Source organism: Variovorax sp. V15 (assembly GCF_041154425.1).
Taxonomy (GTDB): domain Bacteria; phylum Pseudomonadota; class Gammaproteobacteria; order Burkholderiales; family Burkholderiaceae_C; genus Variovorax; species Variovorax guangxiensis.
Map to the genome: position 1 here is coordinate 6,019,790 of NZ_AP028659.1, position 16,024 is coordinate 6,035,813.

At 68.5% G+C, this 16,024-nt stretch carries 13 protein-coding genes; 10 read left to right on the top strand and 3 right to left on the bottom strand.

From position 1 onward, the window contains the following. The first annotated feature begins 72 nt into the window (after positions 1–72). From ACAM57_RS28605 to ACAM57_RS28615, 3 genes are all read left to right on the top strand, one after another. The gene (locus ACAM57_RS28605) at positions 73–1,122 is read left to right on the top strand and encodes a FecR domain-containing protein (protein WP_369659783.1); all 1,050 of its coding nucleotides are present in this window, start codon (positions 73–75) and stop codon (positions 1,120–1,122) included. 107 nt (positions 1,123–1,229) lie between these two features. Further along, on the top strand, positions 1,230–3,545 hold the full coding sequence (locus tag ACAM57_RS28610; protein WP_369659784.1) for a TonB-dependent siderophore receptor: 2,316 nt from the start codon (positions 1,230–1,232) through the stop codon (positions 3,543–3,545). A gap of 136 nt (positions 3,546–3,681) precedes the next feature. Further along, a complete protein-coding gene (locus ACAM57_RS28615; protein ID WP_369659785.1) occupies positions 3,682–6,666 on the top strand; it encodes a GH92 family glycosyl hydrolase in 2,985 nt (994 codons plus the stop codon). Positions 6,667–6,698: 32 nt separating this feature from the next. On the opposite strand, the gene ACAM57_RS28620 is transcribed toward ACAM57_RS28615, so the two are convergent. Next, on the bottom strand, positions 6,699–7,391 hold the full coding sequence (locus tag ACAM57_RS28620; protein WP_369659786.1) for a response regulator: 693 nt from the start codon (positions 7,389–7,391) through the stop codon (positions 6,699–6,701). Positions 7,392–7,634: 243 nt separating this feature from the next. Here ACAM57_RS28620 and ACAM57_RS28625 point away from each other — a divergent pair, with 243 nt between their 5' ends. Together ACAM57_RS28625 and ACAM57_RS28630 are read left to right on the top strand one after the other, a co-directional pair. Then, positions 7,635–8,969: a DotU family type IV/VI secretion system protein gene (locus ACAM57_RS28625; RefSeq protein ID WP_369659787.1), complete on the top strand. Its 1,335-nt coding sequence runs from the start codon at positions 7,635–7,637 to the stop codon at positions 8,967–8,969. Continuing rightward, entirely contained in the window at positions 8,966–10,066 is a 1,101-nt protein-coding gene (locus ACAM57_RS28630) for a type VI secretion system protein (RefSeq protein WP_369659788.1), read from the top strand. The genes ACAM57_RS28625 and ACAM57_RS28630 overlap by 4 nt, the downstream gene beginning before the upstream one ends. 15 nt (positions 10,067–10,081) lie before the next feature. Here the strand turns inward: ACAM57_RS28630 and tssJ are convergent, their stop codons facing one another. Continuing rightward, entirely contained in the window at positions 10,082–10,594 is a 513-nt protein-coding gene (gene tssJ / locus ACAM57_RS28635; protein WP_184639897.1) for a type VI secretion system lipoprotein TssJ, read from the bottom strand. 71 nt (positions 10,595–10,665) lie between these two features. Here tssJ and tssA point away from each other — a divergent pair, with 71 nt between their 5' ends. The 5 genes from tssA to ACAM57_RS28660 all read left to right on the top strand — a co-directional run bounded on the left by tssA (position 10,666) and on the right by ACAM57_RS28660 (position 15,107). Beyond that, on the top strand, positions 10,666–11,709 hold the full coding sequence (tssA, locus tag ACAM57_RS28640) for a type VI secretion system protein TssA (protein ID WP_126025743.1): 1,044 nt from the start codon (positions 10,666–10,668) through the stop codon (positions 11,707–11,709). 54 nt (positions 11,710–11,763) lie between these two features. Beyond that, a complete protein-coding gene (gene tssB, locus ACAM57_RS28645; RefSeq protein ID WP_108142618.1) occupies positions 11,764–12,279 on the top strand; it encodes a type VI secretion system contractile sheath small subunit in 516 nt (171 codons plus the stop codon). Positions 12,280–12,316: 37 nt separating this feature from the next. Further along, on the top strand, positions 12,317–13,810 hold the full coding sequence (tssC, locus tag ACAM57_RS28650) for a type VI secretion system contractile sheath large subunit (protein WP_126025742.1): 1,494 nt from the start codon (positions 12,317–12,319) through the stop codon (positions 13,808–13,810). A gap of 196 nt (positions 13,811–14,006) precedes the next feature. Beyond that, a complete protein-coding gene (locus ACAM57_RS28655; RefSeq protein WP_126025741.1) occupies positions 14,007–14,486 on the top strand; it encodes a type VI secretion system tube protein TssD in 480 nt (159 codons plus the stop codon). Positions 14,487–14,567: 81 nt separating this feature from the next. Next, positions 14,568–15,107 carry a peptidoglycan-binding protein gene (locus ACAM57_RS28660; protein WP_126025740.1) on the top strand — a complete coding sequence of 180 codons (540 nt, stop codon included), beginning with the start codon at positions 14,568–14,570 and terminating at the stop codon, positions 15,105–15,107. Between the two features lie 94 nt (positions 15,108–15,201). On the opposite strand, the gene ACAM57_RS28665 is transcribed toward ACAM57_RS28660, so the two are convergent. Further along, entirely contained in the window at positions 15,202–15,996 is a 795-nt protein-coding gene (locus ACAM57_RS28665; protein WP_369659789.1) for a PP2C family serine/threonine-protein phosphatase, read from the bottom strand. Positions 15,997–16,024 lie beyond the last annotated feature (28 nt).

Genomic DNA, 16,024 nt, shown 5'->3' on the forward strand with positions numbered 1-16,024 from the left:
GCGGTGTTCCTGGCTTTGGCCGAGGCTATTTCGTGCGACCGGGATCACGGGAAGTGCGCAGAGCCATCCAGAATGAAAGCCGCATTTCCTTCCACCCCGCTAACCGGCGACGGCACGGCCACGGCCGCCGAGCTGCTCGACCAGGCCATCGCCTGGGCCGTGCGACTGGGCTCCGGCAGCGCCGACGAGAAGACCCATGACGAATGCGGCGCATGGCGCGCCGCGCATCCCTCGCACGAGCAGGCCTGGCAGCAGGTGCAGGCCGTGGAAGACACCTTCCGCCAGGTGCCGCGCATGGGCGAGGCCGGCGGCGCGCTGGCGCACGGCGCGCTGCAGGCGGCCACCCGCCTGCGGGCCCAGCAGGGCCGCCGCCGCGCGCTCGGGGTTCTGGGCGTGATGGGGCTGGCCGTCACGGGCGGCATGGCCGGCCTCTTCGTCTGGCGCGAGCAGCCGTGGGAGAGCCGCACCGACTACGCCACCGCCGTGGGCGAGCGCAAGCGCGTGACGCTGGCCGACGGCACCGAGCTGAACCTCAACACCGGCTCCGAGGTGCAGGTGATCTTCTCGCCGCGCCGCCGCCGCATCGTGCTGCGGCGCGGCGAACTCTTCGTACGCACCGGCGCGGACGGCGGCTCGCTGCTCGGCCACCGCGCATTCTGGGTCGAGACGCCGCACGCGCGCTTCGAGGCGCTGGGCACGCGCTTCGGCGTGCGCGAGCAGGACGACCAGACGCGGCTGTCGATGACCGAGGGCCGCGTGGCCATCCACACCACCGTCGACGCACAGCCGGTAGTCGCCCAGGCGGGAGACGGCTACATCGTGCGCGGCGGCGCGGCACAACCGCCCCAGCGCATCGTGGACCGCAGCTTCGAGCCCGACGCCTGGACCGACGGCGCGCTGGTGGCGCGGCAGATGAGGCTCGATGCCTTCATCGCCGAGCTGGCGCGCTACCACGCCACACCGCTGCTCTGCGACGCGGATGCGGCATCGCTGCGCGTGTCGGGCGTCTTCCAGCTCAGCGGCCCCGACCCCGTCGGTCGCGCGCTGGAGGCGCTGGTACGCACACTGCCGGTCCGGCTCGACCGCGGCACTGGAGGCACATTGACTGTCGCGCGACGTTGAGACGCCTTTCTCCGGACCGCCATCCCGGGTTCTGGCGGTTCCGGCAGACAAGGCCCACCCTGCTTTCCGCGCTGCTGCTGGGTATCGCGGCGGGATGGGCTGCGCCCATGAATTCCGCGCGCGCGCAGGCGCAGCCGGCAGATGTGCCGGCGCGCGCCAGCTTCGACATCCCGGCCGGCGCGCTGGAAGACGCGCTCAGCAGCTTCGCGCGGCAGGCCGGCATCACGCTCTCCTTCGATCCGGCGCTGGTGCGCGGAAAGGATGCCGCCGCCATACAGGGCCGCCGCACCGTGGCAGAGGGCCTGGCCGAGCTGCTCTCGCCGCACCGGCTCGAAGCCGTGCCCGGCACCAGCGGCGCCTATGCGGTGCGCCAGGCCACGGGCACGCCCGCAGCGGTCTCCGGGCCCAACGCCATCCTGCCCACGCTCACCGTCAACGCGCCGGGCGAGCGCGCCGACGGCCAGGTCGAAGGCTACGTGGCGCAGCGCAGCGCCACGGCCACGCGCACCGACACGCCGCTGCTGGAAACCCCGCGCGCCGTCACCGTGGTCACGCGCGCGCAGATGGACGACCAGGCCGTGCACACCGTCGAGCAGTCGCTGCGCTACTCGGCCGGCGTGCTTACCGAAGTCGCGGGCTACGACACGCGCTTCGCCTCGCTCACGGTGCGCGGCTTCGCGCCGGCCGAGTACCTCGACGGCTTCAAGCTCCCCACCAACAGCTTCGCCACGCGCTGGCTGGTGGAGCCGCAGGCGCTGGAGCGCGTCGAGCTGCTGAAGGGGCCGGGCGCGGTGTACGACCCGTCGGCGCCCGGGGGGGCCATCAACATGGTGTCCAAGCGGCCCTCGGCGGAGGCGGTGCGCGAGGTGAGCGTCTCGTTGGGCAACCGCAACCGCCGGCAGGGCAGCTTCGACATCGGCGGCGCGATGAACGCCGACGGCAGCCTGCTCTTCAGGCTCAACGGCGTGCTGCGCAACAGCGACGGCCAGACCGACTACTCCCGCGACGACCGCAGCTTCATCGCGCCCTCGCTCACGTGGATGCCCTCCGCGCGCACCAAGGTCACGCTGATGGCGGAGGCCACGCGCGACCGCACCACGCCCAAGAGCATCTGGCCGCAAGGCGCGCTCATCACGCCCAACCCCTGGGGCAGCATTCCGCGTGAGCGCTACATCGGCGAGCCCGGCTACGACCGCTACGACCGCGACGCGTTCTCGCTCACCTACCTCTTCGAACACCAGCTCAGCGACAACTGGACGCTGCGGCAGAACGCGCGCCACGCCAGGCTCGACATCGACTACCGGCAGGTCTACGGCACCGGCTTCCAGAGCGACCTGCGCACGCTCGACCGCATGGTGATGCGGGTCGACGAGAGAAACCGCACCAGCACGCTCGACACCCAGGTCGAAGGCCGCTTCAGCACCGGCGCCGTCTCGCACACGCTGCTGATGGGCATGGAGTACCAGCGGCAGGCCAGCTCGCAGCAAGGCGGCATCGGCCCGGCGCCCTCCATCGATGCCTTCGCGCCGGTGTACGGCCAGCCTGTATCAGACCCGCCCGTGAACGGACTGGGCGACAACAGCATCACGCAGCGCGGCTTCTACGTGCAGGACCAGATGCGCAAGGGGCCGTGGTCGCTGGGTCTCACGGTGCGGCAGGACCGCGCGCGCAGCAGCGTCAACCGGCTGGTGAGCTCGTCCTTCGGCATCGACACCAACACCAAGACCACCTACAACGCGGGCCTGCTGTACCTCGCGCCGAACGGGCTGGCGCCCTACTTCAGCTACGCGACCTCGTTCACGCCGCTGCCGGGCGCCATCCCCAACGGCACCCTGCTCAAGCCCGAGCTGGGCCGCCAGTTCGAGGCGGGCCTGAAGTACCGGCCGCCCGGCATCGACGCGCTCTTCACCGTGTCGGTCTTCGACCTGCGCAAGAGCAACTCGCCCGTCTTCGACCCGTTCGTCATCGGCCCGGTCTCGCAGATCGGCGAGGTGCGCACGCGCGGCCCCGAGTTCGAGGCGCGCGCCGCGCTCACGAAGCAGCTCAAGCTGGTGGCCAGCTACACGCTGCTCGACGCCAAGGTCACGCAAAGCCTGAACCCGGCGGAGATCGGCAAGCAGCCGCTGAACACGGCGCGCCAGACCGCCTCGCTGTGGCTGGACTACCGCTTCGGCAGTCCCGCGCTGAAAGGCTGGAGCGTGGGCGGCGGCATACGCCACGTCGGCAAGGTGCCGGCCAGCACCGACAACAGCAGCTACAACCCGCCCTACACGCTGGTGGACGCGGCGCTGCGCTACGAGCAGGGCCCCTACAGCTTCGCGCTGAACGCCACCAACCTCACCGACAGGAGCTACGTCGCGGGCAACGGCCAGTACTTCGGCCAGCGGCGCGCGGTGCAGGCGAAGTTCACCTACCGCTGGTAGCAACGGCCGCAGCTCGCCGTTCCCTTGTTGCGTTCGCAACGCTGCATTGCTTGCGGGAAAGCACAGGCGCTGCTTGCGCGCCCCGTCCCTAGACTGAATCGCGCAGCGTGCTGCGATTTCGAAAGGGAGCAAACAGATGAGCACTCGAAGACTGCGCCAGCTCGCGCTGGCCATGGGACTTGCATCGCTTGCCGCTTGCGGCGGCGGTAGTGGCGGGTCGAACGGCTCGTTCCTGCCCTTGCCCGGAACGGGCGCGGGAACGGCGCCTCCATCGACGACGGGGGGCACCGCCGGCGACGCGTCCGGTGGTAGCGCAGGAGCCACGGCAACAACGACGACGGCGTCGACCACGGGCTCCGACGGATCGAATCCTTCCGGGCCCGCCGCCTTCGCCAGGCAGCCGCTGGCGAACTACGTCAACATCATGCGCGGCGCCAATTCGAGCGGCGACTTCACGCGGGGCAACACCTTCCCCGCCATCGCGGTGCCCTTCGGCTTCAACTTCTGGACACCGATCAATCGCAACGACAACAACTGGTTCTATCAATTCCACACCAGCACCGGCGAAACCTCCGACGGCGCGCTCATCAAGACGATCCAGTCCTTCGCCGCGGTGCACGAACCCAGCCCGTGGATCGGCAACAGGCAGTCGCTCGCGATCATGCCCATCGGCGACCTGGGCAGGCTCAATCCGGACAACCGCGCACAGACCTACTCGCGGGCCAAGGAAGTCGCGCACGCCCACTACTACAGCGTGATCTTCGACAACGGCATCCGCACCGAGATCACGCCCACGGACCATGCGGCCTACTTCCGCTTCACCGCGCCTGCCGCCATGCCGACCTCCACGGTACTGTTCGACCGCTTCGCCGGCGAGGGCTCCGGCAACCTCTCGGTCGACACGGCCGCCAATGCGGTATCGGGCATGGTGGACAACAACGGCGACAAGAACGCGCCGCTCATGTACTTCTACGCGAAGTTCGACGCGCCCATCACCGCGTCGAAGAACATCGACATCGGCAGCATCAAGACCTGGGTGCAGTTCGCGACGCCGGACGGCGCGAAGGTCGTGGGCATGAAGATCGCCACCTCCTTCATCAGCGTCGACCAGGCGAAGGACAACCTCGCGCAGGAGATCGGCGACAGGAGCTTCGACGACGTCCGGCAGCTGGCGGCCGCGGCGTGGGACGACACGCTCAACACGGTCCAGGTGGAAGGCGGCACGGAAGATGCCAAGGCCTTCGAGCAGAAGAAGATCACGCTCTACTCGAACATGTACCGGGCCTTCCTGTACCCGAACTCCGCCTGGGAGAACGTGCGCGATGCGGCGACCGGCAAGGGCTCGCCGACCTACATGAGCCCCTATCTCCCCGGCACGCCGAAAAGGCAGGGAAAGATCTGGGTCAACAACGGCTTCTGGGACACCTACCGCACCACCTGGCCGCTCTATACCCTGCTCGTTCCGACTCAGGCGGGCGAGATGCTGGACGGCTTCGTCAACGCCTACAAGGACGGCGGCTGGGTGCCGCGCTGGTCGGGCCCCGACTACCGCGACAGCATGGTCGCCACCAGCTCCGACGTGATCTTCGCCGACGCCTATCTCAAGGGCGTGCGCAACTTCGACGCCGACGCGGCCTACGCCTCGATGCTGCGCAACGCCTCGGTCAACAGCACTGACGGCGCCAAGGGCCGCAAGGGCATGAACAAATCCGTCTTCTACGGCTACGTGCCCTCGGACACGATGTCGCGCGAGAGCGTGGCCTGGTCGCTGGAGGCCAACCTCAACGACTTCGGCATCGCCCAGATGGCCAAGGCGCTGAACAAGCCCGACGACCATGCCTACTACATGGACCGCGCGCTGAACTACACCCGCCTCTTCTCGGACAAGGGCGCGGGCGCCTGGGCCGGCAAGTGGTTCCGCGAGAGGGACAGCACCGGCCAATGGACCGACGACGGCACCACGCCCGACGACTGGGGCTACGGCTACACCGAGGGCAACGCCTGGTCGTACCAGTTCCTCGCGCCGCAGGACGGCCAGGGCCTGGCCAACCTGCACGGCGGGCGCGCGCAGCTCAAGGCCAGCCTCGACACCTTCTTCTCCGCGCCGACCTACCTGCAGTCCGGCAGCTACTGGACGGTGATCCACGAGATCAAGGAAGCCCACGTGGTCAGCCAGCTGGCGGGCGTCGGCCAGTACCAGCACTCCAACCAGCCGGTGCACCACTCGATCTACATGTACAACTACGCGGGCGCGCCTTCGCAGGGCCAGAAGTACCTGCGCGACGTGATGAGCAAGCTCTACACATCCGGATTCGACGCCAACGGCCTGTCCGACGGCAGCGGCTACATCGGCGACGAGGACAACGGCGAGCAGTCGGCCTGGTACGTGTTCGGCGCCATGGGCTTCTACCCGGTGAGCATGGGCCGGCCCGAGTACGCGATCGGTGCGCCCTACTTCCCGAAAATGGTGGTTAGCCTGGAGAACGGCAAGCGCATCGTCATCACCGCCCCCGGCGTGAGCGACACCAACCGCTATGTGCAGAGCCTGCGCCTGAACGGCCAGCCGGTCACGCGCAGCTACCTGCTGCACAGCGAGATCGCCGACGGCGCAACGCTGGAGTTCGTCATGGGTGCGCAGCCCTCCTCGTGGGGCACGGGCGAGAACGACGTGCCGAGCTCGATCACGCAGGGCAGCGCGAGGCCCTCGCCGCTGAAGTCGCTGCTGCCCACCGGGGCCTACACGGTGTCGTCCAGCGCAACCGGCCAGCTGGCGAACGTGTACGACCGCAACTCCGACACCGCCTGGCGGAGCACGTCGGCCAACGCATGGATCGAGGCCGACGCCGCCACGGGCCAGCCCGCCAGCGTGCCGAAGATCTACACCCTGACCTCCGGCACGCAGGACGCAGGGCAGGACCCGAGAAGCTGGAAGCTCAAGGCATCGAAGGACGGCGTCGCCTGGGTCACGCTCGACGAGCGCAGCAACGAGAGCTTCACATGGCGCCAGCAGACCCGCCCCTTCGCGCTGAAGGCGGGCACCGAGTCTTACAGCAAGTACCGCATCGAGTTCGACAACACCGGCACGATGACCGTGGCCGAGTTCGAACTGCTGGTGCAATGAAAGGAGAAAGGAGCCGCAAGGCGCGGCTCCGCTCAGGCCTGCTGCGCCTCGGTCAGCGCCTGGGCGGCCACCACCGCCTCGGTGCGGTTGCGCACGTTGAGCGCGCGGAAGATCGCCGCCAGGTGGATCTTCACCGTGCCCTCGCTGATGCCAAGGCTGCGCCCGATCAGCTTGTTGGGCTTGCCCTGCGACAGCAGCTGCAGCACCTCGACCTGCCGCTCGGTGAGCACGCTGCGCAGGTGCTCCAGCGTCTGGGTGCCGCCACCACCGGTGCCGCGCACCATCGCCTCGGAGCCCGCCTGCTGCGCCATGCCGGCCACGATGCCGGGGGGCACTGCCGTCAGCATCATCGGCGGCACGTACACGCCGCCGGCCAGCACCAGCCGCACGGCCGAGAGCATCACGTCGGGAGAGTAGGCCTTGGGTATGAATCCGAGCACGCCGCGCTCGAGCGCGCTGCGCATGATGGCCGGGTCTTCGTAGCCCGACAGCACGATCACCGGCACGGCCGGATGGCGCTGGCGGATCTCGTCGATGTGGGCCTGGCCGTCGGCGCCGGGCATGTTGAGGTCGATCAGGGCCAGGTCGAGGTCGTCGGTGGCTCCGGCAAGCAATTCGTCGACGCTCATCGCCAGGACGAATTCGATGCCGGGCTCCAGCTCCGACAGCTTGGCTTTGACCGCCTCGATGACGAGCCGGTGGTCGTCGGCGATCAGTATTTTCATGATGTCTTTTCCCCGTATCCCAGCGTGCGAAGCACGGCAGACGCTGAAGATACCGGCGAAAGCCCCGCGCAGCAAGGCCGGCGGCCCCACCAACGGCATAGACCCCAAGCGGTATGGCGCCCCTTGCAAGCCCTTTGAAAGAATGGCCGCCTACTCGAAGGAACCGGGGACATGGGCATGTGCCATCGCTGCAGACGCCGGTGCAAGGCATCCTTCGCAACGCATGAATGAGCGGGCCCGCCCATGGCCCGCCTTCTCGACTGTTTCTCCAGCTTCATCTCATCCGGCCTCGCGCTGGATGCGTCCATCGCGTCCGGCGCGCCCCTGCTGCCGCACGACGCGGCGCAGCAACGGGCCCGCCAGCAGCTCGACGCGGCGCGCGCCGCCGCCGAGGCCGCCGGCACGCCCGCCGCGCAGATCGAGTCGGCCTCCTTCGCCATGGTGGCCTGGATCGACGAGATCCTCGCGCGGCACCCGGACGCGGCCGGCGCGACAGGCACGGCCGCTCCCCTGCAGGTGCAGCTATTCAACTCCAACAACGCCCACAGCGAGTTCTTCCACCACCTCTCGGCCCTGGGCCCCGACGACGACGCGGTGCGCGAGGTGTACTGGCACGCGCTGGCGCTCGGCTTCAGGGGACAGTACTACTTCGAGGACGGCGACCAGGGCGAACTCGGCAAGCTGAAGGACCTGCACGGCCGCCAGCTGCTGCTGCGCCCGCTGTCCATGGGCAGCCTGCTGCAGGACCACATCGCGCCGCAACCCTACGAGGCGCCCGACCCGCGCGGCCCCAACGACACGCGCCGGCGCGACCGCACCCTGCTGCTCGGCGCCGCCGCCCTGGCCTTGGCGCTGCCGCTGCTGTACACGCCGTGGCTGTGGTCCGGCGGCCCGCCCGCAGCCGCCACCGGCCTGGCCCAGCGCGTCGAGCAGCACCTGCAGGCTTTCGCCTGCGCCGACCTCACGGCCAGCGTCGACCACGAGGGCCGCACGCGGGTCACCGGCTTCGTCTCGCAGCCCGGAGACCTGCCGCGCGTCGAGCACGAAGTGAGCGCCCTGCCCGGCGTGAAGTCGCCGCGCTTCGACATCGGACTGCGCGTGTGGCCGCATTGCGAGGTGTTCGCCATCCTCAAGCCCTACCAGGCGCGCAACACCGAGAAGGCCTACGGCCTCGACGTGAGCGCGCCCACGGCCCGCGACGGCCGCCTGCGCGAGGGCGACAACGTGCGCGTGCAGGTGACCGCGCCGCGCCACGACAGCTACATCTGGGTCGACTACTACACGGCCGACGGCTCCGTCATGCACCTCAACGCCGGGCAGCAGCCCACGCGGCTGCACGCGGGCGAGGTCCTGGAGATAGGCCGCGACATCCCTTCCAGCTGGCTGGTGAGTCCGCCCTTCGGCAGCGTGCTGATCACAGTGCTTTCGTCGCCCACGCCCCTCACCGAAACCGCCGACCGGCCGCCCTTCGAGCTCGCCTCCGCCTACCTGCTGAGGTTGCGCGAGTCGCTCGCGGCCAGCAAGAACAGCGACCGGCTGATCGCCGACTTCGTCTTCCTGGAGACCGTCTCGCGATGACCGGCCTGCTGCTGTCGCCCGCCCACCGCTTCTGGCTGCTGCTGGCGCTGTGCCTGCTGGGCTTCGGCCTGCTGTACGCGGTGGTGCGCGATGCCGGCCGGGGCGCGCGCCGGCGCGGGCTGCGCAAGCGCCTCGCCGCGCTGGCCGAACCGGCGGCCGATGCCGAGGGAACCGCACTGGCCGTCGACACGCTGAAGGAAAGCATGGCGCGGGCGCAGCAGGCCATGCGCCGCGCGCCATGGGCCAGGCCCTCGGCGCCGGTGCCGTGGTTCCTCTTCTTCGGCGATGCATCGGCCAACCTCGCGGGGCTGCTCGCGACCGCGCACGCCGAACGCACGGACGCCGCATCCGGTGCCGCCTGGTGGCACTGGTGGCTGACCCATCGGCTGGTGGCTATCGAGATCGATGCGGCCGCGGTCGGCGACAAGGCGGGCACGCCGCAGTCGCGCAGCCTCTGGCTTCACTCACTGCTTGCGCTGGCCGAGCGGCGCGACCGCCTGCCGCTCAACGGCCTCGTGGTGGCCGTGGCCGCCGGCGACCTTCTGGATGCCGACGCCACGGAGCTGAAGTCGCTCGCCGCGCGAACGCGCCGCCTGCTCGGCGAAGCCAGCGACGGCCTGCGGCTGCAGATGCCCACCTACCTCGTCGTGACCGGCCTCGAACGGCTGCCGGGCTATGCGACCCTGCGCGGAGCGCTGCCGCCCGAAGTGCTTGCGCAGGCACTGGGACACAGGCTGACCGATCCTTCAGCCTTCATCGAGACTCCGGCTGGCGAGCGGCTGGACACCGTGTTCGAGCCCATCGCTCAGCAGCTGCACGCGCTGCGCATGTCGCTGCTGCGCGAGCAGCCCGGCCCCACCGGCCGGCTCGCCATTCATGAGTTCGTGGAAGCGGTGCGCGCCCTGCAGCCGGGGCTGCGCCAGTTCGCGCAGGTGCTGTTCGAGAACCACGGCCGCGGGCCGCGCGCGCCGCGCTGGCGCGGCTTCTATCTTACGGCATCCGCGTCGGACGCGGCCGGCGGCGCCTTCGTGCACGACCTGTTCGAGCACTTCCTTCCCGTCGACCAGCCTTTGGTGCGGCCGGGAAGGCCGTCATGACCGGTAGCGCACGGGCTACCTGGCGTCCACGCGCATCGCACGCGCGCCGAAGGTCACATCGAGCGACTGCGCCTTGCCGGTGACCACCGGGCGCACCTCGCGCCAGCGTGCGCGGTCGAGGTCGCGGTAGGCCGCCATCACGCCCATCGACTTCGCATCGGGCGGCAGGTTGAAGTCGAGCTTCTTCGTCTCGCCGGGCCGCAGCAGCACCTCTTCGCGCTGCACGAGCTCGGCGCCGAGCGTGGCCTGGTCCTTCTCAAACAGCGAGAAGAAGTCGGCGCCTTCGAAGGGGCCGGGCGACTTCAATGCATACACGCGCACCGTGAGCGGAGATGCGCGGCCGCGCGCATCGGGGTTGGCGTCGGCGCCCGCGGTGAGCGTGACGGCCACCGTGGTGACCACGGGCTTCGCCGCACAGCCCGCAAGCAGAAGACCGGCTCCAGCAAGGCCAAGAACGGCGATGTGGCGCCGCGTTGCCGCGGCAAGGAAGCCCTCATAGGACGAATGGTGTGTACCCAGCGTGCGCATGCTATTCCCTTCGTTGCATTGACCGGTCAAGACGCATCTTTGATTATCACCAGCGAACTCCGATAGGCAACATGCTGAACAACGAACTCGCTGCAACACTGCTCGCGCCCATCGGCGATGCATCGCCGTGCGGCGACGATCTCGAGTACGACGCGGACTTCATGGCGCTGGTCGCGGACGCGCAGGGCAAGCCCGAGCAGCAGTTCGGCGACACGGTGATCCCCGCGGTCGAGCCCGAGTGGCGCGAGGTGGGCGAGAAGGCCGGGAACATCCTGCGGCGCAGCAAGGACGTGCGCGCCGCCGTGCTGCTGCTGCGCGCCTCCACCCGCCTGCAGGGCGTGGAAGGCTTCGCCTCCGGCCTGCGGCTGCTCAACGGATTGCTCGACACCTTCTGGGACGGCATACATCCAAAGCTGGATGCCGACGACGACAACGACCCGACGATGCGCCTGAACGCGCTCGCGCCGCTGACCGACGAGACCATGGGCCTGCGCGACCTCTACGAGGCGCAGGTCGGCGTCGCGCGCGGCGTGGGGCCGATCCGCGTGCGCGACATCGCCATCGCGCACAACGCGCTCACCGCCGTGGGCGGCGAAGCCACCTACTCGATGGCGCAGGTGCAGGGCGGGCTGGAGGCCATCCAGTCCGAGCGGCCCGATGCCATCCAGGCAGCGCTGGGCGTGCCCGCGCTGGTGGAGCAGCTGAAGAAGCTCATCGCCGAGCGCACAGGCCGCGCCGATGCATTCGACCTCGACCCGCTGCGCTCCATCGCGCGCGTGCTGCAGAAGGCCTGCGCCTCCGCCAGCGGCTCGCCGGCAGATGCCGCCGCCGCGCAGGACTCCGGCGGCGCCGCGGCGGATGCACAAGCCAACGGTGCCGCGGCCTCGCGCCCCGCCGCCGCGCGCGGCGAGATACAGAACCGGCAGGACGCCGTGCAGATGCTCGACCGCGTGATCCGCTACCTGGAGCAGGCCGAGCCGGGCAACCCCGCGCCGCTTCTGATCGAGCGCGCCAAGAAGCTCATCGGAGTGAGCTTCCTCGAGATCATGGCCAACCTCGCGCCGAACGCGATGGACACCATTGAAACGGTCACGGGCCGCCGTCCTTCCGAGTAAGCCCCGACCACCACCCCGCATCCGTCCCCATTCACACCCGCAAGGAGCATCTCCATGGCCAAGAGCAGTCAGAAATTCATCGCCCGCAACCGGGCGCCCCGGGTCCAGATCGAGTACGACGTGGAGCTCTACGGGGCGGAGAAGAAGGTGCAGCTGCCCTTCGTCATGGGCGTGCTGGCGGACCTCTCCGGCAAGCCGGCCGACCCGCTCGCGCCGGTGGCAGACCGCAAGTTCCTGGAGATCGACGTCGACAACTTCGACTCGCGCATGAAGGCCATGAAGCCGCGCGCGGCCTTCGCGGTGGAGAACTCGCTCACCGGCGAGGGCGACCTGAAGGTGGAGCTCACCTTCGAGAACATGGAAGATTTTTCGCCCGCCGCGGTGGCGCGCAAGGTCGGCGCGCTCAACAAGCTGCTGGAGGCGCGCACGCAGCTTTCGAACCTCGTCACCTACATGGACGGCAAGGGCGGCGCGGAAGAACTGCTGGCCAAGGTGCTGGAAGACCCGGCCCTGCTGCAGACGCTGGCCGCGAGCAAGAAACCCGAGGACGGCAGCGCCCCCGCCGCCTGAGTCGACAACCATCAGAGCACACGAGGAGTAGATCACCATGGCCGAAGCACTCGAACAGAGCGCGCTGAAAGATGTCGCGTACGCTGGCAGCGACTTTTCGTCGCTGCTGCAGAAGGAATTCAAGCCGCGCAGCGACGAAGCCAAGAGCGCCGTCGAAGCCGCCGTGCTCACGCTGGCGCAGCAGGCGCTGGCCAACAGCACCATCATCGGCAAGGACGTGACCAAGTCGATCCAGGCCATGATCGCCGCGATCGACGCCAAGCTGACCGACCAGGTCAACAAGATCATCCATCACCCCGACTACCAGAAGCTCGAGAGTGCGTGGCGCGGCCTGCACTACATGGTGAACAACACCGAGACCGACGAGAACCTCAAGATCCGCGTGATGGACATCTCCAAACAGGAGCTGGCCAAGAACCTCAAGAAGTTCAAGGGCGCGGCCTGGGACCAGAGCCCGATGTTCAAGAAGATCTACGAGCAGGAATACGGCCAGTTCGGCGGCGAGCCCTTCGGCGCGCTTGTGGGCGACTACCACTTCGACCAGAGCCCGCCCGACGTGGAGCTGCTCGGCGAGATGGCGAAGATCGCCGCCTCGGCGCACGCGCCCTTCATCACCGGCGCCAGCCCCAACCTGATGCAGATGGAGTCGTGGCAGGAGCTCGCGAACCCGCGCGACCTGACCAAGATCTTCTCCACCCCCGAGTACGCCGGCTGGCGCAGCCTGCGCGAGTCGGACGACTCCAAGTACATCGGCCTGTGCATGCCGCGCTTCCTGGCGCGCACGCCGTACGGCGCCAACACCAACCCGGTGGAGGAATTCGACTTCGAGGAAGACACCGCCGGCGCCGACCACAACAAGTACGCCTGGGCCAACGCGGCCTACGCGATGGCGACCAACATCAACCGCTCGTACAAGCTCTACGGCTGGGGCTCGCGCATCCGCGGCATCGAGTCGGGCGGCGCGGTGGAGAACCTGCCGCTGCACACCTTCCCGAGCGACGACGGCGGCGTGGACCAGAAGTGCCCCACCGAGATCGCCATCAGCGACCGCCGCGAGGCCGAGCTCTCGAAGGCGGGGCTGCTGTCGATGATCCACCGCAAGAATTCCGACTTCGCGGCCTTCATCGGCGCCCAGTCGCTGAACAAGCCGGCCGAGTACGACGACCCCGACGCCACCGCCAACGCCAACCTGGCGGCGCGCCTGCCCTACCTCTTCGCCTGCAACCGCTTCGCGCACTACCTGAAGTGCATCGTGCGGGACAAGATCGGCAGCTTCAAGGAGCGCGAGGACATGCAGCGCTGGCTCAACAAGTGGATCATGAACTACGTGGACGGCGACCCCGCCAACTCCTCGGAGATCACCAAGGCCCAGAAGCCGCTGGCCGCCGCCGAGGTGGTCGTGGAGGAAGTGGAAGGCAACCCGGGCTACTACACCTCCAAGTTCTTCCTGCGCCCGCACTACCAGCTGGAGGGCCTCACCGTCTCGCTGCGCCTGGTGTCGAAGCTTCCCTCGGCCAAGGGCGGCGCCTGAGGCGCCGGAAGGAAAAAGAGAAGAAGAAAAGAAAGCTCGGAACGGGCCGGTTTTTTCTTGAAATTCCCGATCCCGTTTCGTTCTATCCACAGCTGCCGGGGACCGGCCCCGCCGACAAGCCTCCGGCAGCACAAGCATCCGTCTCGATCATCAACAGCAACTGCCCGAACGCAATCGGGTTCCAAGGAGTAGGAACATGTCTTCTGACTTTCACATCAAGCTCGACGGCGTCAAGGGCGAGTCTTCCCACAAGGACCACAAGGACGAGATCGAGATCTCGTCGTGGACCTGGAACGTGAGCAATTCCTCGGGCGCAGGCTCCGGCGGCGGCTCGGGCAAGGGCAAGGCCACGCCCGGCGAGTTCCACTTCACGCACGTCTACGACAAGGCCTCCCCGGTGCTGGCCAAGAACTGCGTGAGCGGCAAGCACTTCAAGGACATGGTCCTGACCTGCCGCAAATCGGGCGAAGGCCAGCAGGAGTACCTGAAGGTCACGCTCAAGGAAGTGTTCATCTCCATGGTCGGCCCCGGCGGCGCCCAGGGCGGCGACGTGCAGGAGCAGGTGTCGTGCTCGTTCAAGGACATCGAGTTCGCCTACAAGGCCCAGGACGACAAGGGCGCGGCCGGCGGCGAAGTCAAGTTCGGCTGGAACGTCGCGACCACCGAGACGCGCTGACGGACGACGGACCCGCCGGGCACGGCATCGGGCGCGCCAGTGCCCGGTGCGGTTCCCACGCGTCCTCACCGGAGCAATGCAATGGCATTCAGCACCCCACTCATCGGCAAAAGCGGCGCTCTGCTCACCGCCTACAACATCGACTGGTCGGTAGGCCGGATCGGCTCCAACACGCGTGAAGACGTGATGCTGGTGCAGGCGCTGTTCAAGATCTTCTACTACGAGCTGCTGGGCTTCAACCACGACCTGGACCCGCCCCCGGGCCAGACCGAGGTGATCGTCGTGGACGGCTACTACGGGCCGGTCACGCAGAAGCACATCACGCACTTCCAGACGCAGGCGATCGCGTTGGGACAGAAGGTACTGCCCGACGGCATCTTCGATCCGTTCCGCGAGCCCGGCGCCTCCAGCACGCTGAGCAAGACGCGCTATGCGCTCGACCTGCTCAACAACGGCTGCGCCAACTGCTGCAAGGAACAGGGCATCGACAACTACACCAACCTGCCCAATCGCAGCGACATGCCGGCGCAGCTGCGCAACGCGCTGAAGAAGGTGAAGAAGACGGCGAGCAAGTACACCTACGTCGCGCCCCAGACCGTGCCGAGCACGGGCGGCGCCTGAACGGACAGCCGACCCGGCTGGAACGACAAGGGCCCGGAGCGATTGCTTCGGGCCCTTCTTCTTTGCCTCTTTCCTTGCCTCGAGACGGAAATCCTCAGCAATCCGTGGACGCAACGTTCTCCGGCATCAGCCGCGTCACGTCGTCGCCGTCGTCCTCGATCACCCACAGCGTGAGCGCCGTGTAGTTGTCGTGGCCCGGCTTGGCATTGGCCTTGACCTGCGCGTCGATCAGCTCGGTCCACTGGCTGGGCGTGCGCGAGGCGTGCAGCGTGTCGATCAGGCATTCGTCGCCCAAGGGCTCCCATACGCCGTCGCTGCACAGCAGAAGCACGTCGCCGGGCAGCAGGCGCATGCGCTCCGACACCGCTATGTCGGGCGCCTCCTCGATCGAGCCCAGCGCCGACAGCAGCATGTTGCGCTGCGGATGCAGCCGGGCGCCCTCCTCGTCGAGCATGCCGCCGGCCACCATCTGCTGCACCAGGCTGTGGTCGGTGGTGCGCGCCACGATGGCACCGCCACGGAACAGGTAGGCGCGGCTGTCGCCGCTGTGCACCCAGGCGAGCGCCTGGCTTTCGAGGTCGATGGCCGCGAACACGATGGTCGAGCGCATGCCCGCGAGCTTGCCGCCTTCCGCCTGGCGCGCCACCACGTCGCGGTTGGCCTGTTCCACCAGGCCGCGCATCGTGGCTTCGTCCAGCCCCGGCGCGGCCGAGAAGCCGCCGAGCATGCTGGCGCGCGCGGTGGCCGCCGCCACGTCGCCGCCGCCATGGCCGCCCGCACCGTCGGCCACCAGGCAGGCAACGTAGCGCTCATCGTGCCAATGGCCGTGCACGTCCTCGTTGTAGGTGCGGCCTCCTTGCCGGGAGAGCGTGACGATTTCGATTTCCAAGCGGGGTGCCTCGCGATGGCTGGTGTTG